The sequence below is a fragment of the Streptomyces zagrosensis genome (assembly GCF_014203645.1).
Classification (GTDB): domain Bacteria; phylum Actinomycetota; class Actinomycetes; order Streptomycetales; family Streptomycetaceae; genus Streptomyces; species Streptomyces zagrosensis.
Map to the genome: position 1 here is coordinate 274,896 of NZ_JACHJL010000007.1, position 26,180 is coordinate 301,075.

Consider the following 26,180-nt stretch of genomic DNA (forward strand, 5'->3'; position numbering starts at 1 on the left):
TCCCCGCCGAGTGATGCGGAGAGAAGTGACGACTGAGGAGTTGCGTGCCCGTTGGCGGGCAACTCTGCCCGTAGGGGACCGCAGGGAGTGGGCGGCTCAGGCCCTGTCCCGGGGCCGCACCGCACACACAAAGCGCCGAACCGACTTCACTTCATCTACTTCTTTGGCGGCTGCGTCACCAGGCCGCCAGAGCAGGGGTGCTGCTCGTGCCGGGGAGCTTAACTCGCCGGTAACCAAGAACGCCAGGGTCCGTTTCCGCCACAGTCGCGTGGCGCGGGTCACAGTGGTGAGGGGCGCGGTGGCGAGGTGGGCGTGGGGCGTGGGCGCGGGACCGCGCCGTAGGGGTGGGCGTATTCGGTCGGTAGGTGTACTCGGCCGGCAGGCGGGCGCGGGCAGGAGTGGGCATGAAGCGGGCGGGGGTACATGCCGTACGGGCACCCGCGGCAGGGCGTAGCAACACACCCCCGCTCATGACCGTTCGTGGCCGCTCATGGCGGTTCAGCACCGTCCATTACGGAACATCGCGGTGCGTAACAGGGCAGGCTTGGGAAACGGTGCGGGCCGATGCGAGCGTGACCACGGCGCTACGGGGCAAAGACAAGGGCAAGGGGAGGCGGGAGATGGAAGAAGAACTCCGCGAACTGGCGGCCCGTGCACGGGCATCGCTGACAACATCGGCCGATTACGCGGCGTATGAGCATCTCCTCGCTCTCGTACGCCAGAACACCTCCACCGCACGCGAGGAACTGGCCCGAGTGCTCGTCGCGAACGGGCAGCCGTTGTGCGCCAGAGAGACCGCGGCCTTCGTCCTGGGCTGCGCGGGCGACCGGCGGGCCTTCGAGCCGCTGGTGATGCTCCTCAACTACCGCGACCCGGCCCACTGCGCGACCGCGGCCCGCGCGCTGGCCAGGCTCGGTGACCCGCGCACCGCGCGCGCGGCGGCGGTCCTCGCCACCAACCCGCTGCGTACCGCCTATGCGCTCCACCCCATCCGGCTACTGGTGGAACTGCGCGCCCCCGAGTCGGTGCCCGCCCTGGTCACCACGCTGCGGCGGCTGTTAGCCGAGCGGGACCACTACTGGCCGATCGCCCGCGCGTGCGTGGTCGGGCTCGGCACGCTGGGGGACCGGCGCGCGATCCCGGTCCTGGCGGCGGCACGCGAGCATGAACGGTTACGCCCCGAGGCGGATACCGCTCTCGCCCTGCTGGCCGGCAAGACGCCGAGGCCGGGCGGCGCCGCGCGGGCGGACGGCGCACGGGACGACGGGACGCGTGGGGCCCGCGACGCGGCCTGGGGCGGCGGGGTGCCTGGGCCTCGTGATCCTCGTGATCCTCGTGATGGACCGGGGGGCGGTGGCGCGCGAGGCGTGCCACCGGGGCGGCGGGACCCGCGCCCCGGTACGAGACCCCCGGGACAACGCCCGAGGCCGAACCCGTAGCGGGTGCGGGTGCGGGGTGGGGCTGTGCTGTGCTGGGCTGGGCTGGGCTACGGGGCTGGGTTGTGCTGGGTTACGGGGCTGGCTGGGGTGAGGCTGTGGGGTCAGGCGGCAGCTTGGCCGGTTGGCGCTGAGCCGCGCCACGTTACGTCGAGAGCGGGGCCCGGGTTGCCTGGGCGCGGTGCCTGGGCGCGGGGTGTAGTGGGGGAGCCCGGCAGATCTGCGCCGACCTACGCCGAACTGTGCCGACCTACGCCGATCTGTGCCGATCTACGCCGAGGGCGGCAGGGTGAGCGCGTAGCGCACCTCCGGCACCTGGGCCCCGTCCACGTCGTACGACTCCTCGCCCCCGTCCGGGGCGAACCCCGCGCGGGCGTAGAACCGCTCGGCCCGCTCGTTGCCGCGCACCACCCACAGCCGTACGCGGGGGAACTCCCGCTCAGCCAACCTCCGCAGCATCTCGGCGAGCAGCGCCCGCCCGATGCCCGTACCGATCCGCTCCGGCAGCACGTAGAGCGCGTACACCTCGGCGTCCCCGGACGGCAGATCCTGATCCCGATACGGCCCACAACAGGCCCACCCCACGACCTCGCCCCCGGTGCCTCCGCCACTGCGGCCCCCGGTGCCTCTGTCACCGGCCATGGGCCCCTCCGCAACCAGGTTGATCACATCACCGAGACCACGGGCGAAAAACTCCCGACGCCGGGCGGCGTCCTCACTCACGCTCATGGCATCCAGATACGTCTGGGGCATCAGCCCGACGTACGCGGTCTGCCAACCCCGCACCCGTACGGTGGCCACGGCGTCGATATCGTCCTCGGTCATCTCCCGTACCTGAACATCCATGACGGAAAGCGTAGTTGAGCGAGATCGGGATGATCCACTGATAACGCCCGCGTGGCGATCTTCGGGTGCCGGTCACCCGCATGGAGCCGTGGCCGCCCGCGTCAGCGAGGCCCGGTGGGGAGTCGGTGATGGTTGGCGCCGCTCATGGGCGGTGGCTTGACGGAACATGACCCACATCCGGGATGAGCTGTGGGAGGCGTTCACGGACTGCGGAGTCAAACTCGCCACGTCTACTACTCCGATGCGTCGGAGGAGCATGACGCAGTGACCAGGCTCCGGGGTTCCCACAGGCGAACCCGGGCGAACGTAGAAAAGGCGCTGAGCCTCAATATTCCGCTTCGCGACGGAGTCGTGTCGCTCCGGGAAGATCGGCGCGTCCAGGAGGCGGCCAGGGACCTTACGGCGCTCGGCGTGGGAATGGGGGGCGGAGACAGAACCCGGGCATTCGGACGGGCGAGTAAGGGTGCTGCCCCGACGATCAGCGACCTGTGCGGGCACTGCGCTCACGAGAAATGCGCCATCGGTCCGACCGGTGACGTATGGCCGTGCGTGCTCGGTCGATCCCTGAACATCGGGAACGTACAGAATTCCCCCCTCTCTGAGATATGGGGCGGGGACCGGATGGCAGAGGTTCTTGCCAGCATCACCGCCGAGCACGGAGAAGGCGCACAGGCCTGTACTCCTCAGTTCCTGCCCATGTGCGGCCCGTGTGATCCGTGCGTTCCCTCGGTCGGGCACTGTGACCCCAGGGAGGCGGACAGCGCCGCTACGATCGGATCACCGGCCTAACTCACTGCGATCATCGGGAGCACGCCAATGGACGATCATGGGGACGACTTCGGGGCATGGGGATGGGAGAGCGGAAGCAACGCCACGCAGCGGACCGAAGAGGAATGGGCCACGATCGCCCGCTACGTTCGGCACGCGGCAAACAAGGTCGGCCCCGAACTCCAGCTGTGCCTGCCCGGTGAGCCCCAGGAATGTGGGCGGACCGCTCAGCAGCATGTGCTGGCATGGTCCGCTCACCTCAAGGCCGTGGCCCATCACCTCATCGAGCAGTCCGCCCCCAGCGAGGCAAGAGGGGCTTTTGTTGCCGGACCCCTGTATCAGCGGCGGCTAGCTGATCTTCGCGTCCAGAACGCCTCTGTGTCTGCCTCCCGCTGACTCCCGACCCTGGCTGCCCCTTCTGCGCGTCCGTCCTCCGTGATGCATGGCGGACTCTGGCCAATCAGACACGCACCACGGACTGACGAGAAAGCCCCGTAACTCCTCAACTTGGGAGTGACGGGGCTTCTTCGCGTCGGTGGGTCAAATAGCAAACTCGCCCGCCTTGACGCCGGCTACAAACGAGGACCAGGCCGATGCGTCGAAGCTGAGAGCGGAGCCCTCTTGATCTTTCGAGTCTCGGACGCAAGTGCGCTTTGATTGCGTGCAAATCTCGACGCACTGCCCCCCGTTCGAGCCGCTGTAGGAGGATTTGGACCACTTTTCACTCATTGCCGTACTCCTCTTCTCGGTCTCATCTTCCGTCTCGCGTGGAAAACCTGCCTGGACGCTTACGCTCAGCGGGAGTTATCGCGCGTGCTATGACGCGAAGCCCCGCCACTCCCTAACAGAGGAGTGGCGGGGCTCTTTGCGTTGGCGGGTCAGACTCCGAACTCGCCCGCCTTGATGCCGGCGACGAACGCCGACCAGGCCGACGCCTCGAAGGCTAGCGCCGGACCGTGCGGGTTTTTGCTGTCTCGGACTGGGACGAGCCCGTGTGTGTGCGTGGTCGGGGGCCCATTCGACGCATTGCCCGCCGTTGGCTCCGCTGTAGCTGGACGCCACCCACCGCTGTCGGCTGTCCGCCTTCATCATTTACGTCTGCTTGCCCGTACGAAGCGCCCTGATCATTGCCCTGGAAGCATCCGGGGCCAAGCAGCAGGGGACCACCCCCGCACGCGCGGGGACCATGCCATGGCGGGCCCGATGCGCGCGCACGGCCTGGGACCACCCCCGCACGCGCGGGGACCATCCGGGCCGGACTCCAGCACCCCAACTGCCGGCAGGACCACCCCCGCACGCGCGGGGACCATCCAAGGAACTACCCCAAGAGATGGCTGAGGAGGGGACCACCCCCGCACGCGCGGGGACCATCCAAGCGCCTGACTCCCGCACCCAAGGCTGCTGGGACCACCCCCGCACGCGCGGGGACCATCGGGTGCCGCGGAGCGCTGCGCCACCGTTCCAGGGACCACCCCCGCACGCGCGGGGACCATAGCTCGTTGGGTTCGAGGGCGAAGAACACGCAGGGACCACCCCCGCACGCGCGGGGACCATTGGCCGGGGCCCGCCGAAGGTGGCGAGATGGTGGGACCACCCCCGCACGCGCGGGGACCATTGGGTAGTTCCCATCGCGGGTGGCTGCGTGGAGGGACCACCCCCGCACGCGCGGGGACCATCGGAGCTGCACTGATGATGGGTCAGTGATCGAGGGACCACCCCCGCACGCGCGGGGACCATAGCATGCCCGCGATCGCAAAAAGCTTGTCGAGAGGACCACCCCCGCACGCGCGGGGACCATAGTTCGCGACCAGCGGCTTTACCGAGCCTGACCCCGGTTTTTACCCACTTCTTCAAACTCCGACATTCGGCGCAAACCCCTTGATTCTAGGCGTTTCGTTTGTTGCTGCACTGGCTCGTGGACAATCGCGATGCTGAGCGCACCACGGCCACGAACTCACCATCTTTTTCTATAACTTCCGCCCTGCCATGTGCATTCTGCCATGGGCTGACTGTCACGCTCGGGTGTTGGGCCGGCGGCCTTAAGTGCCGTTGGTTGCGCACGGGGGCGATGCGCCCAATGCGAGAGGCTCGTCGCGCTCAAAGATTCGCCTGTGCTCCATGTGAGTACGGAAGCATCGTGCGGCGCGGATAATACAAGGCTCGCCACTCTTGGCCGAACAACGAGCCTCGTTAGAAGCGCTTAAGCTCTTGGTAAGCCTCACGGAGACCCGACGCCTCGGGAAGTTGTCGCGCCTCTACCACCTTGACTACCTCAAGGGCTCGCCAATGATTTGAAGGCACCACTCGACCGGACAGTATGGCTCGCTGCGCCGCCTGGCACGCTTCGTCCAAACGATCGCCGCTGAGGAGGGTCAGAGCTAAATCGATATTGGCCGATGCGACCCGGCGCGGCCATTTGTGGACATCCTTAGTGGGAGTGAGGCGTGCAATAACTTCCCGCGCATGCGTCTCGGCCGCAGGATCACCTAGCCACGCCAGTGTTGTCGCAGTGTAGGAGAGCGACTTGGCGGGGTCATACTGGTAGTGGTGTTCGTTGCCCGCGCGAGGGGCTAGGGAACCGGATGCACGCTGGACTTTCTTGATAGCTGCGTAAGTCTCCTTCCCTTCTCCTAGGCGAGCCCGTGCCCGCCCTTCCTGTGCCGTGGCTTGGATCTCCGCCGAACTGCCCTTGGGGGACAGGCTTTGCGCTGTTTGCGACAGCTCTACCGCTCGCAGATACTCGCCTTCCGTGAGAGAGCGCCAGGCATCTGTTTCGAAGCACCATGCTTGTATCTCAAGGTGGCCGGTATGTTGGGCCAAAGTCATAGCTGCTCGTAGACGCGCTGTAGCTGCGTATTTCTGATTGAGATCAATGTGGACTGTTGCGCCCAGGAGTTGAAACCATCCGCCGACAACGAAAAGACGTCGTTGCTCGCCCAGCGTCATCCGGGCATCCATGAGATGCATCACGTAGGCAGAATGCTTGCGTACACGTTGCAAAAGCTCTTGCGGTGGGGACACTGGATACTTCATTGCTAGCTCATCGAACGCACTTTCAAGGCGGTTGAGTGTCTCCGAACCAACATCGCTCGCTGACACGCGACGTGCTAATTCAAGCGCCTCGAATTCGTCATCTGTGGCGGGGAGGGAGTCCGCAACCCATTGCGTAAAGGACGGGGGGTGTGAATAGGCGTCCGGGGTCAACAGGGCGTTTAGCTCTTGGGCCGTGATGTGCAGAGTTTTGGCGATTCTCGGCCGCTGCCACGGCTGCGGCTCATTCTTGCCGGATTCCCAGCGCTGCACGGTGGAACGGTCTGCCCCCACTGCTTCGGCGAATTCCTCCTGATTGAACCCGCACGCCTTCCGACGCTCTGCGAACCTCCGTCGCCGGTTGTCCGTCATCGTCCTCTCCCGTCCGGGTGGCTGCCCTGGTCAGGGTAGCCAGTGAGGCCACCGTGAGGCGTCAGTGCGGCTTTTCTGCTGTGGTGCCGCACCTTGGGCACGCGGTTGCATACGCCTTCCGAAGAGACTTCCGCGACGCGACGAACGTCCGCGGGCGTGGGTCACCTGAAAGAGGCAGGCAGCCGTGCTCAAGTTTACGTGCCCAATCGATCGTCACCGCAGCGGTCAGTGGGGGGTGCGCCGATGACCGAGCACCCCGGCCATTGGCCGCCCGCCCCGGAACCCATTGACGCCAAGCTGTCTCAACTTCTCGCGCTCAACGACCAGTTGGCGTGCGATGTGCCCTTGATGGGTCATGTCGATACCGCACCCGCTACCCGGCCGTGCGCCACGTGCCGGGCGGTGGCCATCGTCCGGGACCGTGCGTGTGCGTTGCGGGATTGGCTGCGGTACCGCAAAGCCGTGGAAACACTGCGCGCACACCGGGGCGCGGAGCACCAGCGTGAGCAGAGCGGGCCCGCGGTGACCAGTGCCGCGAAGCGGAGTTCGGTGCTGACTGGGCAGCACACCGTACGGACGGTGCAGGGTGCGGTGTTGCGGTTCTTCCTCGCCAACGCCGGTCGGGCCGAAACCGCGGACGCGTGGGAGCCCGTGTCAGACATCGACTTCCAACACGCCTACGAAAACGCGCTGTTTGACCCCAAAGCGCTGGCATCCGACGAGCTACGCACCAACCCCCACCGCATTCAACTCCCGCTGGACGCGCTCGCCGGGACAGGTGGCTTCTTTTGGGCGGATGGCGCGGATGCGGCCGGGGTCATGACCACCAACGGCAAGACACCCAGCGACTGCGGGCTCGACTACCTCGCTGACACCCCCACCACCCCGGACAGCGCCTCATGAGCGCCCGGCAACTTCGCGTGGCCCTGCTGATCTGGAAACCCCGCAACCCCCACGCACCGGGCGATGTGACCAGCGGTCTGCCGCAGGTTCTCCTCGTGCATGAGGGTGCGCCGCCGTGGTACCTGCCCGGTGTCATCCTGCGCCCTGGTGAGTTGTTGCTGTCCGCAGCCGCACGCACCGCATGCGCACTCGGGCTGCAACTGCCACCTCGCCATCGCGTCTTGGCCACGGACTTTCGCCGGCCCGAGCGCATGACGCTGGTCGTCGATGGCGGATGGACCTCCGGCACCGACGCCCGGATAGCGGCCGGGGAATTCAGCCCTTGTCACTGCCACCCCGCCCCCCACCGTCGTCGCTGGGCTCCCAGCGAGGGCTTGGACGACGTCATCACCCGCGCCCTACACGCCGCCATCACCACCCCACCGCGAAAGGAAACCCGCCCATGATCCCCCTGCCCCGCCACTGGCAGACCCACCGGCACGGCTACGCCGCGTTCTGCCTGGGAGACGGCGACGAGTGCGAAGCCGAGGCAGACGACAGGCTCACCATCGCCGAAGTAGACGTGTGGATGGCCACCCACCGCGCCCACAGCGGCCACGCCCGCTTCCACGTCTCCACCTTCGGCACAGCCGACCTCTGCGAGAACGAACCACCACTCCGCCTGCCCACCGCCACCCCCGCACTCCAACTCCTCGCCACCACCGCACTCACCCACATCAACCACCTCTGGACCCACCACTACACCCGCACCCTCACCCGCCTCAACCAGCGAACACCACGACGCACAGACACCAAGCGATCAGGCAGGTAGCGGACACCCGCATGGGCCCCGGTTCATGGCTGGGGCCCATACGAGACACCACTGCCGGGAAAACCTCGGCAACCGCGAGTGGTACCCACGCACGCGCGGGGACCACCGGGGCATCCAGGACGCGCACAAGAAGACCTGGGGACCACCCCCGCACGCGCGGGGACCACGATGCCCCCGTACAACTACGGCGGCAGGTTCCGGGACCACCCCCGCACGCGCGGGGACCACGCCGTAACTTTCCACCAGCGCCTTTGTGGCCCCGGGACCACCCCCGCACGCGCGGGGACCACCCGCGCGTGCAACTCCGGCTATTTGTACGGGCGGGACCACCCCCGCACGCGCGGGGACCACCGGGTGGCGTGGTCACCGGGCAGTCCTTTCCGGGGACCACCCCCGCACGCGCGGGGACCACCAGCCGCGGCCGTTCTCGTCCAGGCTGACGATGGGACCACCCCCGCACGCGCGGGGACCACGCCCTCCAGCAGATCCGGGACAAGGGGGAAGAGGGACCACCCCCGCACGCGCGGGGACCACCGTCCCGCGCGCCCGCTACGAGTGCCTGCTCTGGGACCACCCCCGCACGCGCGGGGACCACAGTTCGTGACCTGCGACGTTACCGCGCGCTGACCCGGTTTTTACTCACTTTCGCGGATTCCGGCATAGCTCGCAAAGCCGTCACTCCTCAGCCGTCGGCATGTTCGTCACACGCTATGCCAGCCCTCCCCTCCGCAGCCAGGTGATCGGCAATGAAGGTCGCGCCGGGGGACGTTCAGAGGCCCCGTAACAGCGAGACCAGAACCCAGACCCGAGACCTCAGCCCGACTCAGCCCCAAGCCCTCAGCCCCAACCACGCAGCGCCCAACCACACAGCGCCCAGCCCCAAGCCCAGCCAGCCCCCAACACCAAGCTCCCAGCCCCCAATCCCAACCAACCCCCAACCCCAAGGGCTAAGCGCCCAGCGCCCGGCGTTACCCCAAGGCCGCGGCCTCCCTGCCCTTGCGGCGTACTGCCAGGGTCAGCGTGATGATCGTGCCCGCTAGCGCCCACGCGGCCAGGATCAGGAGGGGGCCGGTAATCGCGTTGCCCTGGAAGTAGGCGATGGAGCGGGCCGTCCAGGTGCCTGCGCCCGGGGGGAGGGCGGGGCCGATGGCTTGCCAGAAGTCGGGTAGTAGGGGGTAGGGGTAGGCGCCGCCCGCGCTGGGGTTGCCCAGGATGACGATGATCAGGATTGCCAGGCCGATGCCGACGATGCCCGCGATGCCCTGGCAGGCGAGGGTGGTTGCCCCGACGGCGAAGACCACCAGTGCGCCGAGCCCCCACAGGCCGAACACGCTGCCGGGCAGTGCGCCGAGGATTGGCCCGACGATGATCGTGCCGCCCAGGCCTGCGGCGATCGAGTAGACGGCGAGGGTGCCGAGTCTGATGGTGGCCCGGCTGCCGTTCGCGGGGCGGGCGCCCGCGCTGACGGCGAGTGCGGCGGCGCACAGGTAGCCGCCCACGCACCAGCCGACCACCAGGTAGAACGAGGTCAGGCCCCGGCTGTCGTCGGCCGCGGTCGGGGCGATGTCCTCGGTGCGTACCGAGCGCTGATCGGCCTTCTCGGCCTTGGTCACCACCAGCTCGACGGCCTGGACGAGCGAGGAGCCCGCGCCGCTGGCCACGAGGAGTCGGTCGGTGTTGCCGCGTGGATCGACGATCAGCGCCGCGTTGATGTCCCGGTGCTTGATCTGTCGTACCGCCTCCGCCTCGCTCTTCACGGCCCGTGGATCGAGCGGGCCGCCCGGCAGCTTGTCGAGCTTGCCCACCACCTGGCTGCTGACCTGTTTCGGTGCCACGACGGCAATCGACACATGGTCAGGTTTCGGCCGATGGAAAGAGCCGACGTACGAGAGGATGAAGGCCAGTTGGAGCAGCAGTACGCCGATGACGAGTAGCGCGGCGCGTGTCGATACCGCGTTTTTGACCTCCTGCCCGAAGGTGCGGTCAATGTCCTCGCGCGTCGCTGTCATCCACCGCTCCTCGCCGCTTCTACCTGGCCATTTGCCTCTCCATATGGTGCGTGGGGCGGCGTCGGCCCGCAGCCTCGGCGCGCCGGTCGGGTGAGGGGTGGCGGGTGCGGAGGAGGCGGGGGAGCCGAGGAAATGGCATTCGCACGAATGTTCGAGCTGGGGGGTATGGTGAGAGGAAGAGATGGCGGAAAACAGTCGGTCGGGAAGTGGGGCAAATGGGTCGGAGTGGCTGCGGGGCAGCCTGAGGCCGGGTGGGGCGGCGGCGGTAGTGGGGGGTGGCAGTAGTGGTCAGGTTGGCGAGTGAGGAGGTGCGTGCGGGTGCCAGGGTTTACGCATCTGCACGTCGCATCCGGGTTTTCGATGCGATACGGGGCCTCGCACCCGGAGCGGCTGGCCGAGCGCGCCGCCGAGCGCGGCATGGACGCGGTCGCGCTGACCGACCGGGACAGCCTTGCGGGTACGGTGCGGTTCGCCAAGGCGGCTTCGGCCGCCGGGGTGCGCCCCCTCTTCGGCGTTGACCTGGCCGTACGGCCTGCGGCTCCAGGGCCGGGGCGTACGGCTAGGCGGCGCGCGCCGGTGCGGGGCGGCGCGTTTATCGATGAGTCCGCGCCCCGGATGGTCTTCCTCGCCCGGGACGGCGCGGCCGGCTGGGGTGCGCTGTGCGGCCTGGTCTCCGCCGCGCACGCCGGGGGCGAGGAGCGTCCGCTGCTGCGCTGGGAGGACCTGGTGGCGGTGGCCGACAGCATGCCAAGCGCGCTCGCGCCGCTGACCGTGCTGCTTGGCCCCGAGTCCGACGTCGGCCGTGCGCTGTCCGCCGGGCGGCCCGATCGCGCCGCGCGGCTGCTGGCCCCCTGGCGCGAACTGTTCGGCGACGCGCTGCGGCTTGAGGCCGTCTGGCATGGCGGGCCCACCGCGGTACCGGGGCCGGGGCGCGGACATGCTCAGGACCCTGCCGCGTCCGCCGCTTCGGTCGTGGCCGCCGCGCAGTGGGGCCGCGCCGGCTCCAAGCCCACTGTCGGTGCCGCCACCGGCCCGGCCCTTCCCACCGCAGCCGGTTCCCCGGCCGGTTCCGGGCCCGGGTCGCTGCGGCTCGCGGCTCGTACCGTCGGCTTTGCCGCAGAGCAGGGCGTACGCCCCGTACTGAGCAACGCCGTACGGTACGCCGACCCGGGACAGGGGCCGGTCGCGGACGTGCTGGACGCCGCCCGCAGGCTGGTCCCCATCCCCTCGCGTACCCCGGACAAGCTGGACAGCGGCGAGCGGTGGCTCAAGGACGTGAACGGCATGGTCCGGGTCGCGGAGCGGATCGTGGAGGCGGCCGGGTTCCGGCGGGACGCCGCGTACCGGCTGCTGGACCAGACCCAGGCCACGGCCGCCGCCTGCCAGGTGGACCCGGAGGACGATCTGGGGCTCGGCAGCGTGCACTTCCCCGAACCGCGACTGGTCGGGGCCATCGGGCACACCGCGGAGCGGACGCTGCGCTCGCGCTGCGCCGCCGCCATGGTGGTGCGCGGCTACGACCGCGACCGGGCGCGCTGGGACCGGCTGGAGACCGAGCTGCGCACCATCGGACAGCTTGGTTACGCCTCGTACTTCCTGACCGTCGCCCAGGTCGTGGACGACACCCGCGCGCTGGGCGTTCGGGTCGCCGCGCGGGGTTCGGGCGCCGGCTCGTTCGTCGTCCATCTGCTGGGCATCGCGCACGCTGACCCGGTCGGGCACGGGCTGCTGATGGAGCGCTTTTTGTCCGTACGGCGCAACGCGTTGCCCGACATCGACATCGACGTGGAGTCGGCCCGCCGCCTTGACGTCTACCGCGCGATCTTCGACCGCTTCGGCGCCGACCGGGTCGCGACCGTTTCCATGCCCGAGACCTACCGGGTGCGCCATGCCGTACGCGATGTGGGCGCGGCACTGGGCATGGACCCGGAGGAGGTGGACCGGTTGGCCAAGTCCTTTCCGCACATCCGCGCCAAGGATGCCCGCGCGGCTCTGGCCGAACTGCCGGAGCTGCGCGGCGTCGCCGCCAGGATGGGCGACCGCGCCCCGTTGTGGGACCTGGTCGAGGCGCTGGACGGGCTGCCGCGCGGGATCGCCATGCACCCGTGCGGGGTGCTGCTCTCGGACGCCACACTGCGCGCCCGCACCCCTGTGGTGACCAGCGCGGGCGGCGGCTCGGGCGTGGGCGGCATGCGCGGGGCGATGGGTGCGGACGGCACCGCCGCCGGCGCGGGATACGGCGCGGACGGTCTGGCCGGCCTTGGGGGCGGCAGCGGCGGCCCGCACGGTGTGGGCTTTGCGATGTCCCAGTTCGACAAGGACGACGTGGAGGAGTTGGGGCTGCTCAAACTCGATGTCCTCGGGGTGCGGTTGCAGTCGGCGATGGCGCACGCGACCCGGGAGGTCGCCCGGATCACCGGTAGGCCGCTGGACCTGGACGACCCGGCGCAGGTGCCACCGAACGACCCGGCGACGTACGGGCTGATCAGTTCGGCCGAAACGCTGGGTTGCTTCCAGATCGAGTCACCCGGCCAGCGGGACCTGATCGGGCGGCTCCAGCCCAGCACTTTTCATGACCTTGTAGTCGACATATCGCTTTTCCGGCCCGGCCCCGTCGCCGCCGACATGGTGCGCCCCTTCATCGAGGCGCGGCACGGGCGCAAGCCGCCGCGCTACCCGCACCCGGATTTGGAGGAGCCGCTGCGCGAGACGTACGGCGTGGTCGTCTTCCACGAGCAGGTCATCGAGATCATGCGGATCATGACCGGCTGCGATCGCGGACTGGCCGACGAGGCACGGCGCGCGCTGTCGAACATGGAGCGACGGGGCCGGGTGCGGGCGTGGTTCGCGCAGGAGGCCGGCGCACGGGGTTATGAACCGCGGGTGGTGGCGCGTACCTGGGAGATCGTCGAGGCGTTCGGCTCGTACGGCTTCTGCAAGGCGCACGCCGTGGCCTTCGCCGTCCCGACGTATCAGTCCGCCTGGCTCAAGGCCCACCATCCGGCGGCCTTCTACGCCGGACTGCTCACCCACGATCCCGGGATGTACCCGAAGCGGCTGCTCCTCGCGGACGCGCGGCGGCGTGGGGTGCCGATCCTGCCGCTGGATGTGAACCGGTCGGCGGCTGCCTATCGCATCGAACTGGTGTCCGATGGTGAGGGTCGGGTTCGGGGCCGGGGACGGGGCCAGAGCGGGGGCCGGGGCGAGCGGCTTGGTGTCCGGTTGGCGCTCGGTGAGGTGCACGGCATGAGCGAGGCCGAGGCGGCACGCATTGTGGCGGGGCAGCCGTACTCCTCGGTGCGGGACCTGTGGTGGCGCGCCCGGCCCGGGCGGCCGGTCGCGGAACGGCTCGCCGAGGTCGGGGCGTTGGACGCGTTCGGCGTCAACCGCCGGGACCTGCTGCTGCACATCGCCGAGTTGCACCGGCAGCAGCGCGGCCTGCGGGGCGGCGGCGCCCATACGGGGCAGCTTCCGCTGGACGCGAGTGCGGCGAGTGCGGGACCGGGGGCTGCCGCGGGTGCGGGCGCGGGTGTTGGTGGCGCTGGGGGTGCTGATGCTGGTGCTGGTGCTGGGGAGTTGTTTGCGCCTGCTGGGCTCCCCGACCTCGATGCCGGGGAGCGGCTCGGTGCCGAACTCAGCGTCCTCAACATGGACGTCTCCCGGCACCTCATGGACGATCATCGCGACTTTCTGGAGGAATTGGGCGTGACCTTCGCGGATCGGCTGGATTCGGTACGGCACGGGGAGACCGTGCTTGTCGCCGGGGCCAAGGCCGCGACCCAGACCCCACCCATCCGCTCCGGACGCCGGGTCATCTTCAGCACCCTCGACGACGGTACGGGGCTGGTCGATTGCGCCTTCTTCGACAGCCCACCGCCGGACGGCGAGCGTCGCGGCGGGGATCGCCAGACCAGCCAGACCAGCCAGGCCAGCCAGACCAACCAGGCCAGTCAGACCAGCCAGACCAGCCAGGAGGGCCGGGCAAGTCAGATGAGCCAGGAGGGCCAGTCGAGCCAGGAGGGGCAGGCGGGGCAAGGTGACCAGGGTGGCCAGGGTGGTCAGGGTGGTCAGGAGGCCGTATCGGGGCATGCGGCGTGTGCGTACACGGTCTTCCATTCCTGGCTGCTGTTGATCAGGGGAGTGGTGCAGCGGCGTGGTCCGCGTAGCTTCAGCGTCGTGGGCGCCGCGGCCTGGGACCTTGCTGAGCTGGCCGAGTTGCGCCGTACGGGAGGGCTCGAAGCGGTCGCCACCCGTCTCGCGCAGGGGGACGGGGCACGGAGCGCCGGGGCGGGCGATGGCGCCGATGACGGCGCGGGCACGGGGCCCGGCGGTGAGGGTGCGGCGTCCGGGGCGGCGGCGGGCCCGGACGACGGGCGTCGCATCCGGCTGCCCAACGGTTACACCATGCACCCCTGGGCCGACCTCCAGCCCGCGGGTGAACGCGCCGCCACGGGCCGCAAGTTGTGGCACTCCAGCCCGGGGAGCGCGGGATGACAGACATCGGGATGACAGACAGCGGGGTCACAGCCAACGGACGGAACGTGCCCCGCCCGGGGCCCCGTCCGGGGGCTGAATCCTCGGAGGGCTGGGGCGCGGGGGCCGGAGATGGCCGCCCCGTGGCGCTCGGTTCTGCGGCGGGAGGGGAGGAGGCCCGACCGGCGGCCGGGTCCGTGCTGTTCGTACTGTTCGTGCGGTTCCACGCGCCCGCCGGCGGTCCCCTTGGGGAGGACACCTATACGGGGCTGCTCGCGCTGCTCGCCGAGCTGACCCCCGTCGTACAGGCGCTGCCGCCCGATGCCGCGCTGGCGGACGTACGGGGCGCGCTGCGGTACTTCGGCCGGGACGCCGCCGAGTTGGCGAGCATCGTACGGGTACGGGCCCTGGCCCGGCATGGTGTGGACTGCACCGTGGGCGTCGCCGCGAACCCCCTGCTCGCGCGGATGGCCGCTGCGGAGCACTCGGCCGGGCAGTACCCCGGAGCAGGGCGCACCGGAGCGGGGCACCCCGGAGCGGGGCGGACCGAGGCAGAGCGCATCGGGGCGGGGCGGGGCGGTTCCGGGTACGCCGCGCGGGGTGGTGCGTCGGGCGGCGGTTGGCGAAGTGGTGCGCGGGACGGCCGGCAGGGTGGGGCGCCGGATGGTTCGCGGTACGGGTGGCGGGGCGCGGTGCGTACGGTGCCGGACGACCCGAAGGCCGTGGCCGCCTTCCTCGCCCGCAAACCCGCCGCTGCCCTGGACGGCGTCGGCCCCGTGACGGCCCGCACCCTGGACGCGTACGGGCTCGGTGAGGTCGGCAGGATCGCGGCGGCGCCGCCGGGCACCCTCCAACGCATCCTGGGCGCCACGGCCGGGCGCGCCGTCTACGAGCGGGCCCACGGCATCGACCGGGTGCCCGTGACCCCCAACTCGCTGGCCCGTTCCATCGGCTCCGAGCACCGTTTCGCGGGCGATGAGCTGGACCCCGCGCAGCGGCGGCGCGCGCTGCTCGCCCTCGCCGACGAACTTGGCTCACGGCTGCGTACGAGCGGGCAGGTGGCCCGCGCGGTGACGCTGACGGTTCGTTACGCCGACCGCTCCGTCACCACCCGGAGCAGGACCCTGCCGGAGCCGACCGCGCACACTCCGGCCCTGACCTCCGTCGCGTACGCGCTGCACGAGGCGCTGGCCCTGGAGCGGGCCAGGGTACGGGCGGTGGCGCTGCGCGCCGAGGACCTGACCGCTGCCGAACTCTCCTCCCGGCAGCTCACCTTCGATCCGGCCGACGACAAGGCCCGCCGGATCGAGGCCGTGACGGATCGGGCCCGTGCCAAGTTCGGGGCGCACGCGGCCAGGCCGGCGGGAGCGGCGGGCGTCGCCTAACCCGCGCCCCCGCCGGCCGACCCGCCACCGTGCCCTCGCCCCACCCCATTGCGACCGTCACCGTCACCGTCACCGCCACTCGCACTCCCACTCCCACTCGCACTCCCCGTAGCGAGTCGCCGCGTACCGGCTGGCTACCCCACTGGCTGTCCCAGCAGTTCCAGCAGCGTGTCCACCGATGGCGCGCCCAGTGGTGCGGCATGTCCGCCGACGACGAACGTCGGCGAGCCCAGCACGCCGCGCTCCCGCGCCAGATCGCGGTCCGCAAGCACGCTTCCCGCGTACGCGTCGCTGTCCAAAACCGACCACATCTCCGCGGTGTCGAGCCCTACCTCGCGGCCCAGCGGGACCAGCGCGGCGTGGTCGGCGACATCGATGTTCTCGGTCAGATAGCCGCGGAGCAGACGCTCGATCATGGCGTCACCGAGCCCGCGTTCGACCGCGAGTTGCAGCAGGCGGTGCGCGTCGAAGGAGTTTGCCGGCAGGGCGGTGGCGAGATGGAGCTCCAGGCCCTCCTGCTGCCCCAGGTAGCCGATCATCTCGAACTGCCTGAGTGCCGCCGAACGGTTCTCGTACACGCCGTACTCGACCAGCAGGTCCGCAATGGGCCCGCCCGGAAACCGCGGACTGCCCGGGTCGAGTTCCAGGCTCCGCCATACGATTTCGACCTCGGCCCGCCGGTCGAAGCGGGCCAGTGCTCGCTCCAGCCGCCGTTTGCCGATGTATCCCCAGGGGCAGAGCACGTCCACCCAGACTTCCACCCTCATCGGAAACCCCCTCCGCTCGGCCGCCGGCGTTGTCCCACGGGTGCGATCGGCACCATCAGAAAAACGATGCAACTTCAACCGAACCTGAAGTCAAGCCCGGCATCCAGACTTTCTTCGATTGGTGGTGGGAGCGGGGCCGCCGGTGGTATGCGGTGCACTGCGCCGGCGCTGTACCGCGTTGAGCTGGGCGGCAAGGGCGAAGGTGTGGCGGGGCCCAGGCGTGGCAAGGTGTGCTACATGACCGGAACTCGCCCACGCCCGACCGCACGTGAGCTGATCGAGACCGTTGCCGCCCCGAAAAGCTGGCGCTGCTGGGACAAACCGGTCGAGGTGACAACGGCCGACCCGGACTACCTGGCCGCCCTGCAACGGGCCCGGGAGCGTACCGGTCTGGATGAGTCCGTGATCACCGGGGAGTGCTTGCTCTCCGGGCAGCGGGTGGCGATCGTGGCCTGCGAGTTCGGCTTCCTGGCCGGGTCGATCGGCGTTGCGGCGGGGGAGCGGCTGGTACGGGCGGTGGAGCGGGCCACAGCGGAGCGGCTGCCGCTGCTCGCGGCGCCCGCGTCCGGGGGGACCCGGATGCAGGAGGGGACCGTCGCCTTCGTTCAGATGGTGAAGGTCACCGCGGCGATCACGGCCCACAAGGCGGCCGGTCTGCCCTATCTCGTCCACCTACGTCACCCGACGACGGGCGGCGTCCTCGCCTCCTGGGGCTCGCTCGGCCATGTCACATCGGCCGAACCCGGCGCGCTCATCGGCTTCCTGGGGCCCAGGGTCCACGAGGCGCTCTATGGGGAGCGGTTCCCCGCGGGTGTGCAGGTCGCGGAGAACCTGTTGGCGCACGGTCTGGTTGACGCGGTCCTACCGACAGCCCACCTGCCCGGCGTGGCGGCGCGCGCTCTACGGGTCCTGAGCGGTGGTGGACCCACGACCGATGGGTCCCCTGACGCGGCCCCGGGCCCCGGCACCCCGCTGGCACCTGGCGCCCCGCTGGCACCCGGCATCCCGCTGGCACCCGGCGTTGTCCCCGCGCCGCCTGCGCCCGGTGCGTTGCCGGTGCCTGACGCCGCGGAGTCGATTCGCCGCTCACGGCGCCCGGAACGGCCGGGCGTGCGGGCGTTGTTGCGGGTTGCGGCCGAGGACGTCACCCCGCTGAGCGGCACGGGGGCGGGGGAGCATGACCCCGGCATGCTCCTCGCGCTGGCCAAGGTGGGCGGCACGCCCTGCGTCGTCCTCGGGCACGACCGGGGCGATCGCGGTGATCCCGGTGATCCCGGTGCCCCCGGCGGCGCGATGGGCCGCCGCCTGGACGCGCCGTCTGGCGCCGATGCCGAGACCGGCCCGGTGGTCGGCGCTGCGGCCGGGGCCGAGGCCGGGGCCGGGGCCGCGGCGGGAGTGGGGCAGCCGCTCGGCCCGGCCGGGCTACGTACCGCGCGGCGCGGGATGCGGATCGCCGCCGAACTGGGCCTGCCGCTGTTGACCGTTGTGGACACCGCGGGGGCCGCGCTGAGCCAGGCGGCGGAGGAGGGTGGTCTGGCGGGTGAGATCGCCCGTTGTCTGGCCGATCTGGTGACGCTGCCCGCCCCGACGCTGTGCCTGCTGCTCGGCCAGGGCGCGGGAGGTGGGGCGCTGGCCTTGCTGCCCGCCGACCGGGTTCTCGCGGCCCGCCACGCATGGTTGTCGCCGCTGCCACCAGAAGGGGCTTCGGCGATCTTGTATCGGACTACGGAGCGGGCGTACGAGGTCGCCGCACGCCAGGGCGTGCGCTCGGCAGACCTGCTTGCGGCGGGGATCGTGGACCGGGTGGTGGAGGAGACCGAGCCGCGGGCGGGCGCCACGGTACGAGATGGCGTACCCGGCGCCGAGCCCGTGTCTCCCGTACGGGATCGGGATGCGGCCGATGCCCCCGCGGAGTTCCTGACTCGCCTCGGCGTGATCTTGGGTGCCGAACTCGCCGCTCTGCGCGCCCGGGACCCCGCGGAGCGCCTCGCTGCCCGGCGCGCGGCGGGACGGGGGTAACGACTGCCGCGCCGGCCCCGTGCGTGAGGCCATACGGGGCCATGCGGCGCGCGAGGGTGCGCACCGGCGCGAAGGCACCCGAGGCGCCCACCTCTGCCGCAGCGTCCGCGCGCCCAGCCCCGCCGCACCGTCCGCGCGCCCAGCCCCGCCGCAGCGTCCGCGCGCCTACCCCCGCCGCACCGTCCGCGCGGCCGGGCCGGTGCCCCCGTCACCCGCTTCGTGGGTCGCTGCCGCTGTGCGTGACCCACCCGTCAGGGGGGAAGCTCCCTCGGGCGGCTGTGACGCTCGGTGGACGCGGCTACCGTCAGGGTGTTGACCCATCGGGAGGGTGTTCCGCCCGGATGCGGGTGCCCCGTGCGGCGATGGCGAGGCGAGCCGAGGTACGCCCCACGCGGAGCCTGTCGAGGGAGGATGCCGAGGTGGGGTGCGGGGGTGCGGGGGTGCGCGGCGCAAAGGTGCTTCGTCGAGGGGAGGTTGTCGTCACTGGAGGAGCCGGAGAAGGCCCCCTGACGGATGGCCGTGCCGAATTGACAGACTTAGGTAAACCTAACCTACTGTCTGTCCGAGCGAAAATGATCTCGTCGCTATCCCGTCCCGAGGACTCTCTCCCGCCCTGAAAGGCCCCGACTTCCCGTGCGGCTTCACCTCCTTGCGGTCAACCCCACCGACTCCGTGACGGAGGGTTTCCTCCCCGCCGCCGCCCGACTCGGACTTGCCGTCACCGTGGTCACCGACCAGCCCGCCGCGCACGAGCGTGCCTACGCCCAGTACGCCGCAGCGGGGGGAAGGCTGCCCGCGTTGGACTACCTCGCCGCTGACGTGGGGGACTTCCGCGAGGTCATCGCCACCATCGCGGCGGGCGGCAGGCCCACTGCCCTTTTCAGCAACAGCGACCACCTCCAGGCGCAGACCGCTCTGGCCGCCGACTTCTTCGGGCTGCCGGGCAAGGACTGGCGGGCAGCGCTCCGTACGAAGAACAAGGCCGAACTACGGCGCGCGCTCGCCGACGCTGGGCTGGACGCCGTCCGGTCAGCCGAGATCGGGCCGGGACGGAACGGGGAGGACCCGGCGGACGTGGCGGAAGCGGTGCGGCAGGCGAACCCGCCGTATCCCTGTGTGGTCAAGCCGCGTGAGGGCGTCGCCAGCGAGGACGTGGCGCTCGTGGCGAATGAGGCCGAACTCGTGGCCCGCTGCGCCGAGATACGGGCTCGTCGGCCCGGCGTCGCTTTGGTGGCGGAGGAGTTCTTGGCCGGGCCGCTGCACACGTTGGAGACCCTGGGGGACGGCCGTACGCTGCACACCGTCGCGGCCTTCCATACCGAGTTGTCCCCGCCCCCGTACTTCATCGAGCAGCGGCTGCGGCTGCTCACGGGCCCGCCCCCGTACGCGGATCAGGTGCTGGCCCAACTCGAAGCCCTGGGCGTGGGGTTCGGGGCCTGCCACACCGAGTATGTCGTGCAGGGTGAGCGGGCCCGGATCATCGAGGTCAACTACCGGGCGATCGGCGACCAATGCGACCTCGCCCTCGCCGACGTGCTCGGCATTCCGCTCTTCGAGCACATCCTGCGTACCCATCTCGGCCAGCCGCTGCCCGCCTCGCTCGGCGCCAGGCTCGGCGGCCGGGCGCGCATGGAGTACGTGACCGCCGACCGCGCGGGAACCCTGATCGCCGCCCCCCGGGCGAGCGATGAGGTCCACGCCGGCGTACGCCTGGTCTATCGGCCCCTGCGGGAAATCGGCACCCACCGGCCGCTGCACCACACGAACCGTGACTTCCTCGGCGTGCTGCGCGCGACCGGCGGCGACGAGCGCGCCGTCGCAGCGGCAGTGGCGCGCTTCCTGGCCGCTCACACCTGGGAGATCCGGCCATGAGCACCGCCCACCGGGGAAACCGGGATGCCGGCCGGTCCCGCGCCCCGTACGACGCCATCGAGGGTGACCTGCTGCTGAGGGTGCTCAACGCCCTCCTGCGCGAGGACGCCTACGGGCTGCGCTCCGGGGCGCGCACCGTGCGTCGGGCCGATGGCGACCTGCTGCGCCTGGCGCTGCCCGCTGGCGCGCTGCTGCTGCCCATCGAGGCGGACGGGTTCCAGTGTGAGGTCCGCGCCAGCCGGCCCGTGGGGGAGACCGAGGACGGCACGCTGGCCGGAATGCGGGCCGTTCTCGGCCGGCTGCGGTCCGCCGCCGGGGCCGCGGACCGGGCCGGGTTCGACGCCTTCGTCGCCGAGTGCGAACAGGAACTGGCCACGCTGCGGCTGCACGCCGCGGCCAGGCCAGGAGTCGTGGCGGAGCTGGCTGCGCGGTACGGCCCGCGTCCCGCGCAGCAGTGGCGGGGCCTTGCCGGCTCGCTCGCGTACGACACACTCGCCGCCCACCGTGACCACCCGGTGTATCCGACCGCGCGCACCAGGCCCGGCCTTAGCGCCGCGGGGCTCAGCGCCCACGCGCCGGAGTTCCACCCCGAGTTCGCGCTGCGCTGGATCGCCGTGCCCCGGGCGGCGGTGTGCCACGGTGACGGGCCGTTGCCCACCTGGTGGCCGACGCCCAGCACGCTCGGTCTGCCCGACGCCGACGAGCCGCAACTCGTCCTGCCCGTCCATCCGCTGACCGTGGGCCCGCCGCTCACCGCCGCGCTGCGCGCTGCCGGGCTCGCAGGCCGGGCGACGCTCGCCCCCCGGCCGTGGCTGCGCGTGCGGCCAACCCTGTCCGCGCGTACCGTCGCCGTCACGGACGACCCCGCCATCCACCTCAAACTGCCGCTGGGCACCGCGACGTTGGGGCGGCGCAACCGGCGCACCATCAAGCCGGGCACGCTGATCGACGGGGCGGCCGGGCAGCGGCTCACCGCGCTGGTGATCGCCCGCGAGCCCCGGTTCGCGCACAGCATCCTGCTCGCCGATGAGCACACCCATCTGCACGCCGGCCATGAGCTCCTCGCCACCCTCGTGCGCCGCTACCCGCCCGGCCTCGACGCGGCCCAAGTGGTGCCGGTGGCAGCCCTGTTGGCCAGCTGCCCGGACGGCTCGCTGGTCGCCGACGCGCTTGCGGCCCGCTTTTACGGTGGTGACCTGCTGGCCTTTCTCGACGCTTATCTGACGTTGCTCTTTGACTGGCACACCACGCTGTTCGGCTACGGAGTGGGGCTCGAAGCACACCAGCAGAACACCTCACTCGTATTGGACGAGGCGGCGGGGCGCCCCCGACTGCGATTGCTCATCAAGGACCACGACGGCCCGCGGGTTCATACGCGCCGGTTGGCGGTGCGGCTCGCATCCGGCCGCCTCGACTCGCCCGCACTGGGCTTCGACGATTCCCGCATTCTGGTCGGCGACGACGGCCCCGTCGCTGACGTCTTCACCACCATCGCGGTGCACCTGTGCGCCGGAGCGCTCGTCTTTGAACTGGGCCGCATCGGGCGCGCCCGGCTCGGCACCCTGATGGATCTGCTCAGGGACCGGCTCACGGAGGCGATCGACCAACTGGACGCCACCCCCGCCCCCGCTGATGCCCTCGCCCCCGCGGTCATCGGGGCGTCCGCGCCCCTTGTGCCGTCCGCCCGTTTCGCTGGGTCCGCTGGGTCCGTCATACGTGCCCTGCCCGCGCCCGGTGCCGTCCTGCGCGAACGGGTGCTGGATGCGGACCGGTTGCCCGTCAAGGCGATGGTGACCGCGGGCACGCTGCTCGCCAAGGAGCGTTCGGGGGCCGCCGACATCAACAAGCACTACGTCAGCGGACCCAACTACCTGCTGCGTACCTCACGCTGGAGCCGTTGAATGTCATCCACGCTGCCCCGTCTCGCCGCACCGGCCATCGCGACCGCCGACGAGGTGGTGGCCCACACCCTGCTCAACTGCCTGCTCCGCGAGATGTCGGGCCCGGAGCGCCATACCGCGGTGAGCGAGGGGCACTTGCATCTGCGCATGCCGCGCAGCGGTGTGCTGCTTCGGGTTCGGTTGCGCCGTACGTCGCTGATCGGCGCCCACCGGTTCGCCGGGTCCGTCGCCGAGCGGCGCCGCTCGACCTGGGCGGAGTTGTCCTGGCGCGGCCTCGCCGCCCGGGTGGACCGGGAGTTGCGGTTGCGTACCGGGGTGGCCAACGACGAGTTCATCGAGCAGATCAAACTGAGCCACGCGGGCGTCACCGCCGCGCTGCGGTACTCGACCGCGTACCCGGGCGGGCGGCCCGCCGAACCGGGCATCTCGCCTGGCTCCGGGCCGGCAGCGGGCCCGCAGCGCCCCGCAGCGGCAGCGGCAGGCTCACCGACCCCCGGGCCGCTAGCCCCGTCGCTCCCCGGACCAGCAGCAGCCCCACCGGCGACGTGCCCGGCGCGCGGCGCCACCGGTGCCCCGGAGCCCGGGCCGAGCGCGGACCAGCCCCCGGGCCCGGCATCGGCCAGCGACCCGCATGACCCGGCCGCCGGCCCGGCCCCGGGCAGCGACCCGTATCTCGCATCGGAGCAGTCCTTGATCTTCGGGCACCGCTTCCATCCCACGCCCAAGGCGCGTTCGGGAAGCGCTGACGGCTGGCGGCGGTACGCGCCCGAGGCCGGCGCCCGCTTCCCGCTGCACCAACTCGCCGTGCGCGCGGACCGGATACGGCAGGAGTCGGTGTCCGCGACGGCCCTGGCCGCCCTCGACCGGCAGCGGCCGGTGCCCGATGGCTACCTGGCGCTGCCCGCGCACCCCTGGCAGTACGCCATGCTGCGCGAGCACCCGGCACTGCGGGCCGCCATCGCCCGGGGTGATGTGTGTGACCTGGGTCCGGGCGGCCGGTGGTTCACGCCGACCGCGTCGGTGCGTACGTTGTACGACGGGCGGGTCTTCTTGAAGTTCAGCCTCAATGTGCGGATCACCAACTGCCTGCGCAAGAACGCCGAGTACGAGCTAGCGGGCGCGGTCGCGCTCACCCAGTTGCTGGAACCGGTGGTCCGTGACCTGAGCACCCGCTTTCCCGGCTGCGAGGTGTTGCGCGAGCCCGCCTACCGCACGCTCGCGCTGCGCACCGGCGACGCGAGTGCCGATCGCGAGTTGGCCGAGGGGTTCGGCGTCATCGTCCGCGAGGGGCTTGCGGCCCGGCTGGCGCCTGGTGTGACCGGGCTGCTCGCCGCCGCGGTCGCCGACGAGTATCCCACCGGTGGCGCACAGATCGGCAGACTGCTCGCCGCGCACCCCGCGGGTGCCGGCCCCGATACGGCGCTGGCCTGGTGGGATGCCTATCTGCGGCTGCTCGTCCCGCCCGTGCTCGCGGCCTACTTCGACCACGGCGTCGTACTCGAACCCCATCTGCAAAACGTCGTGGTCGGGGTGGACGGTGACAACTGGCCGCGCCAGGTGCTCTTTCGCGATCTGGAGGGCACCAAGCTGCTGGCCGGACGGCATCGAAGCAGCCTTGCCGCCTTGCCGGCCGATGTGGCCGGTCCGATGACCTACGACTCTCGGCGCGGCTGGGACCGAGTGGTCTACTGCCTGCTCGTCAACCACGTCGCGGAGTTGCTCGCGGCGCTGGCCGATCTCTATCCGGAGCTTGAGCCCGCCCTGTGGTCGGCGGTCCGCCGCGTGCTGCACGAACGGTCCGCCGCGCACGGCGAGCCGCCGCCACTGCGCGCCCTGGCCACCGGAGCCCCGTTGCCCGCCAAGGCCAACCTGTTGACGCGGTGGGGGCGTAAGGCGGACCGCGACGCCGGGTATGTCCGTATCGGTTCGCCGCTTGGCTCCGCGCTGCTGTCCGAGGCCGCTCGCGAGGCCGCCACCACCGCCCCCTGGAGCTCCCCATGACCTCCGCACACCAGCCGGCACGCCACTGCTCCGCAGGGCACCCCCCGTCGCCTCCCGCCCCGACGAGCGCATCGGCGGCTCATGCGCCAGCGCCTAGCACCACGGCCGGCCATGGGCTGGTCAGCCCGCGCGCCCTGGCCCACGCCCAGGGCCTGTCCCCGGAGGATCTGCCGGCGTACGTCTACGACCTCGACGCGCTCGATGCGCACGCCGCGGCCGTACGGAGCGCGCTGCCGCGCACCGTGGAGCTGTACTACGCGGCGAAGGCCAATCCCGCCGCCGAGATTTTGCGTGCCTTGTCCACGCATGTCACCGGTTATGAGGTGGCCTCCGGCGGGGAGCTGACCCATGTCGGGTCCGCGGTGCCCGGCGCGCCGCTGGCCTTCGGCGGCCCCGGCAAGACCGAGGCCGAGCTGCGCCGCGCCCTTGACCGAGGAGTGGAGCGCTTCCATGTGGAAAGCGAGCACGAACTGCGGCTGCTGACCGAGTTGGTCGCGGCCCGGCATCACGCGGACGCCCGCCCGGTCGGGGTGCTGCTGCGTGTCAACCTGCCAGCGGAGCCCGGTGGAAGGCCCGAGCCCGGTGGAAAGCCGGAGCCAGTGGGACGGTTGGGGCCGGTGGGGGAGCCGGGGCTCCGGCCGGGCGGAGACGGGGAGCTGGTCCCTGCGCAGCGGCTAGCCCCGAAGGCGGGCGCGGTCGTCGGCCACCCCCTCCGGGCGGCCCTCACCATGGGCGGCCTCCCCAGCCCCTTCGGGCTCGACCCGGAGCAGCTCAAACGCCTCGTGCCGCTGTTCGCCGATGAGGGCGCCGCGGCCCGGGCCGGATTGCGGCTGCGCGGCATCCACGCCCACCTCGCCAGTGGCCTCGATGCGCGGGCACAGCTCGCCACGGCCGAGCGAATCGTGCGCTGGGTGCGGGCCCTGGCCACCGAGGGCGGGCCCTGGCTCGCCGCGCAACTCACCGAGGTCAACGTCGGTGGCGGCATGGCCGTCGATTACGGACGCCCACACGACCGTTTCGACTGGGCGGCGTACGGTGCGGGCCTGGACACACTCGCCGCCCGCTACCCGGAGTTCACACTCCGCATCGAACCAGGGCGGGCGCTGACCGCGTACTGCGGCTGGTACGTCACCGAGGTACTCGACGTCAAGCACAGCCAGGGAGAGGCATTCGCCGTGCTCCGCGGCGGCACGCATCACCTACGCACGCCGGTCACCAAGGGGCATGATCAGCCGTTTGCGGTGCTCCCGGTGGAGCGGTGGCCAAGGGCCTGGGCACGCCCTGGCGTAGTCGGGGAGCCGGTCACCCTCACCGGTCAGTTGTGCACGCCCAAGGATGTGCTGGCCGCGCGAGTCCCCACAGCGTGCCTACGGGCCGCCGACCGGGTCATGTTCGCGCTGGCCGGCGCGTACGCCTGGAACATTTCGCACCACGAATTCTTGATGCACCCCCGCCCGGCCTTCCACTTTCTGGGCAGCGCCCCGTACTGACCACGCGACGGCGCGCGGGCTGGGTGGGCTGTGGGCTGGGCGGGCTGTGCGAGAAAAACGAGTGGTCAGTGCGGCGGGTGGTACGGCAGTGTCGAGC

18 protein-coding genes, 1 pseudogene and 2 CRISPR repeat arrays are annotated in these 26,180 nt (G+C 71.1%); of the genes and pseudogenes, 13 read left to right on the plus strand and 6 right to left on the minus strand.

The features are described 5' to 3' along the window. The first annotated feature begins 470 nt into the window (after positions 1-470). Positions 471-1,439, plus strand: coding sequence for a HEAT repeat domain-containing protein (locus FHS42_RS38225; RefSeq protein WP_281392760.1), 969 nt, complete (start codon positions 471-473; stop codon positions 1,437-1,439). Positions 1,440-1,706: 267 nt separating this feature from the next. On the opposite strand, the gene FHS42_RS15990 is transcribed toward FHS42_RS38225, so the two are convergent. Then, positions 1,707-2,282 carry a GNAT family N-acetyltransferase gene (locus FHS42_RS15990; RefSeq protein ID WP_246494850.1) on the minus strand — a complete coding sequence of 192 codons (576 nt, stop codon included), beginning with the start codon at positions 2,280-2,282 and terminating at the stop codon, positions 1,707-1,709. A 417-nt stretch (positions 2,283-2,699) separates the two neighbouring features. Between FHS42_RS15990 and FHS42_RS37140 the strand changes: the two genes are divergently transcribed. Both FHS42_RS37140 and FHS42_RS16000 read left to right on the plus strand, forming a co-directional pair. Beyond that, positions 2,700-3,071 carry an SPASM domain-containing protein gene (locus FHS42_RS37140; protein ID WP_246494895.1) on the plus strand — a complete coding sequence of 124 codons (372 nt, stop codon included), beginning with the start codon at positions 2,700-2,702 and terminating at the stop codon, positions 3,069-3,071. Positions 3,072-3,098: 27 nt separating this feature from the next. Continuing rightward, positions 3,099-3,446, plus strand: a complete 348-nt coding sequence (locus FHS42_RS16000) for a hypothetical protein (RefSeq protein WP_184572879.1) — start codon at positions 3,099-3,101, stop codon at positions 3,444-3,446. 144 nt (positions 3,447-3,590) lie between these two features. On the opposite strand, the gene FHS42_RS16005 is transcribed toward FHS42_RS16000, so the two are convergent. From FHS42_RS16005 to FHS42_RS16015, 3 genes and pseudogenes are all read right to left on the minus strand, one after another. Continuing rightward, entirely contained in the window at positions 3,591-3,779 is a 189-nt protein-coding gene (locus FHS42_RS16005; protein WP_184572880.1) for a DUF397 domain-containing protein, read from the minus strand. Between the two features lie 149 nt (positions 3,780-3,928). After that, a pseudogene (locus FHS42_RS16010) lies at positions 3,929-4,139 on the minus strand (DUF397 domain-containing protein). 70 nt (positions 4,140-4,209) lie between these two features. After that, positions 4,210-4,848: a CRISPR direct-repeat array (repeat unit 29 nt; unit sequence GGGACCACCCCCGCACGCGCGGGGACCAT). Between the two features lie 392 nt (positions 4,849-5,240). Beyond that, positions 5,241-6,452, minus strand: coding sequence for a helix-turn-helix transcriptional regulator (locus FHS42_RS16015; RefSeq protein ID WP_184572881.1), 1,212 nt, complete (start codon positions 6,450-6,452; stop codon positions 5,241-5,243). Positions 6,453-6,695: 243 nt separating this feature from the next. Here FHS42_RS16015 and FHS42_RS16020 point away from each other — a divergent pair, with 243 nt between their 5' ends. From FHS42_RS16020 to FHS42_RS16030, 3 genes are read left to right on the plus strand one after another with little or no spacing between them, the layout of a single operon-like run. Further along, positions 6,696-7,355 carry a hypothetical protein gene (locus tag FHS42_RS16020; protein WP_184572882.1) on the plus strand — a complete coding sequence of 220 codons (660 nt, stop codon included), beginning with the start codon at positions 6,696-6,698 and terminating at the stop codon, positions 7,353-7,355. After that, the gene (locus FHS42_RS16025) at positions 7,352-7,801 is read left to right on the plus strand and encodes an NUDIX hydrolase (protein ID WP_184572883.1); all 450 of its coding nucleotides are present in this window, start codon (positions 7,352-7,354) and stop codon (positions 7,799-7,801) included. Before FHS42_RS16020 ends, FHS42_RS16025 begins: the two co-directional genes overlap by 4 nt. Further along, positions 7,798-8,166, plus strand: a complete 369-nt coding sequence (locus FHS42_RS16030; RefSeq protein ID WP_184572884.1) for a hypothetical protein — start codon at positions 7,798-7,800, stop codon at positions 8,164-8,166. Before FHS42_RS16025 ends, FHS42_RS16030 begins: the two co-directional genes overlap by 4 nt. A 138-nt stretch (positions 8,167-8,304) precedes the next feature. Next, positions 8,305-8,761: direct repeats of the CRISPR family, unit length 29 nt; unit sequence GGGACCACCCCCGCACGCGCGGGGACCAC. Between the two features lie 373 nt (positions 8,762-9,134). Here FHS42_RS16030 and FHS42_RS16035 read toward each other — a convergent pair. Next, positions 9,135-10,175: a YhgE/Pip domain-containing protein gene (locus FHS42_RS16035; protein WP_184572885.1), complete on the minus strand. Its 1,041-nt coding sequence runs from the start codon at positions 10,173-10,175 to the stop codon at positions 9,135-9,137. A 318-nt stretch (positions 10,176-10,493) separates the two neighbouring features. On the opposite strand from FHS42_RS16035, the gene FHS42_RS16040 reads away from it, so the two are divergent. Then, complete coding sequence (locus FHS42_RS16040; RefSeq protein WP_184572886.1) at positions 10,494-14,669, plus strand: DNA polymerase III subunit alpha; 4,176 nt, start codon at positions 10,494-10,496, stop codon at positions 14,667-14,669. A 188-nt stretch (positions 14,670-14,857) separates the two neighbouring features. Then, positions 14,858-16,033 carry a DNA polymerase Y family protein gene (locus tag FHS42_RS16045; protein WP_184572975.1) on the plus strand — a complete coding sequence of 392 codons (1,176 nt, stop codon included), beginning with the start codon at positions 14,858-14,860 and terminating at the stop codon, positions 16,031-16,033. 134 nt (positions 16,034-16,167) lie between these two features. On the opposite strand, the gene FHS42_RS16050 is transcribed toward FHS42_RS16045, so the two are convergent. Continuing rightward, positions 16,168-16,800, minus strand: a complete 633-nt coding sequence (locus tag FHS42_RS16050; RefSeq protein WP_184572887.1) for a DsbA family oxidoreductase — start codon at positions 16,798-16,800, stop codon at positions 16,168-16,170. 237 nt (positions 16,801-17,037) lie between these two features. Between FHS42_RS16050 and FHS42_RS16055 the strand changes: the two genes are divergently transcribed. The 5 genes from FHS42_RS16055 (at position 17,038) to FHS42_RS16080 (ending at position 26,083) form a co-directional block, all read left to right on the plus strand. Continuing rightward, positions 17,038-18,819 (plus strand): carboxyl transferase domain-containing protein, encoded by a 1,782-nt coding sequence (locus tag FHS42_RS16055; protein WP_184572888.1) that lies wholly within the window; start codon positions 17,038-17,040, stop codon positions 18,817-18,819. A 633-nt stretch (positions 18,820-19,452) separates the two neighbouring features. Then, positions 19,453-20,691 (plus strand): ATP-grasp domain-containing protein, encoded by a 1,239-nt coding sequence (locus tag FHS42_RS16060; protein WP_184572889.1) that lies wholly within the window; start codon positions 19,453-19,455, stop codon positions 20,689-20,691. Next, a complete protein-coding gene (locus tag FHS42_RS16065) occupies positions 20,688-22,592 on the plus strand; it encodes an IucA/IucC family protein (RefSeq protein WP_184572890.1) in 1,905 nt (634 codons plus the stop codon). The genes FHS42_RS16060 and FHS42_RS16065 overlap by 4 nt, the downstream gene beginning before the upstream one ends. Then, positions 22,593-24,593, plus strand: a complete 2,001-nt coding sequence (locus FHS42_RS16075) for an IucA/IucC family protein (RefSeq protein ID WP_246494852.1) — start codon at positions 22,593-22,595, stop codon at positions 24,591-24,593. Continuing rightward, a complete protein-coding gene (locus tag FHS42_RS16080; RefSeq protein ID WP_184572891.1) occupies positions 24,590-26,083 on the plus strand; it encodes a type III PLP-dependent enzyme domain-containing protein in 1,494 nt (497 codons plus the stop codon). The genes FHS42_RS16075 and FHS42_RS16080 overlap by 4 nt, the downstream gene beginning before the upstream one ends. Positions 26,084-26,180: the final 97 nt, after the last annotated feature.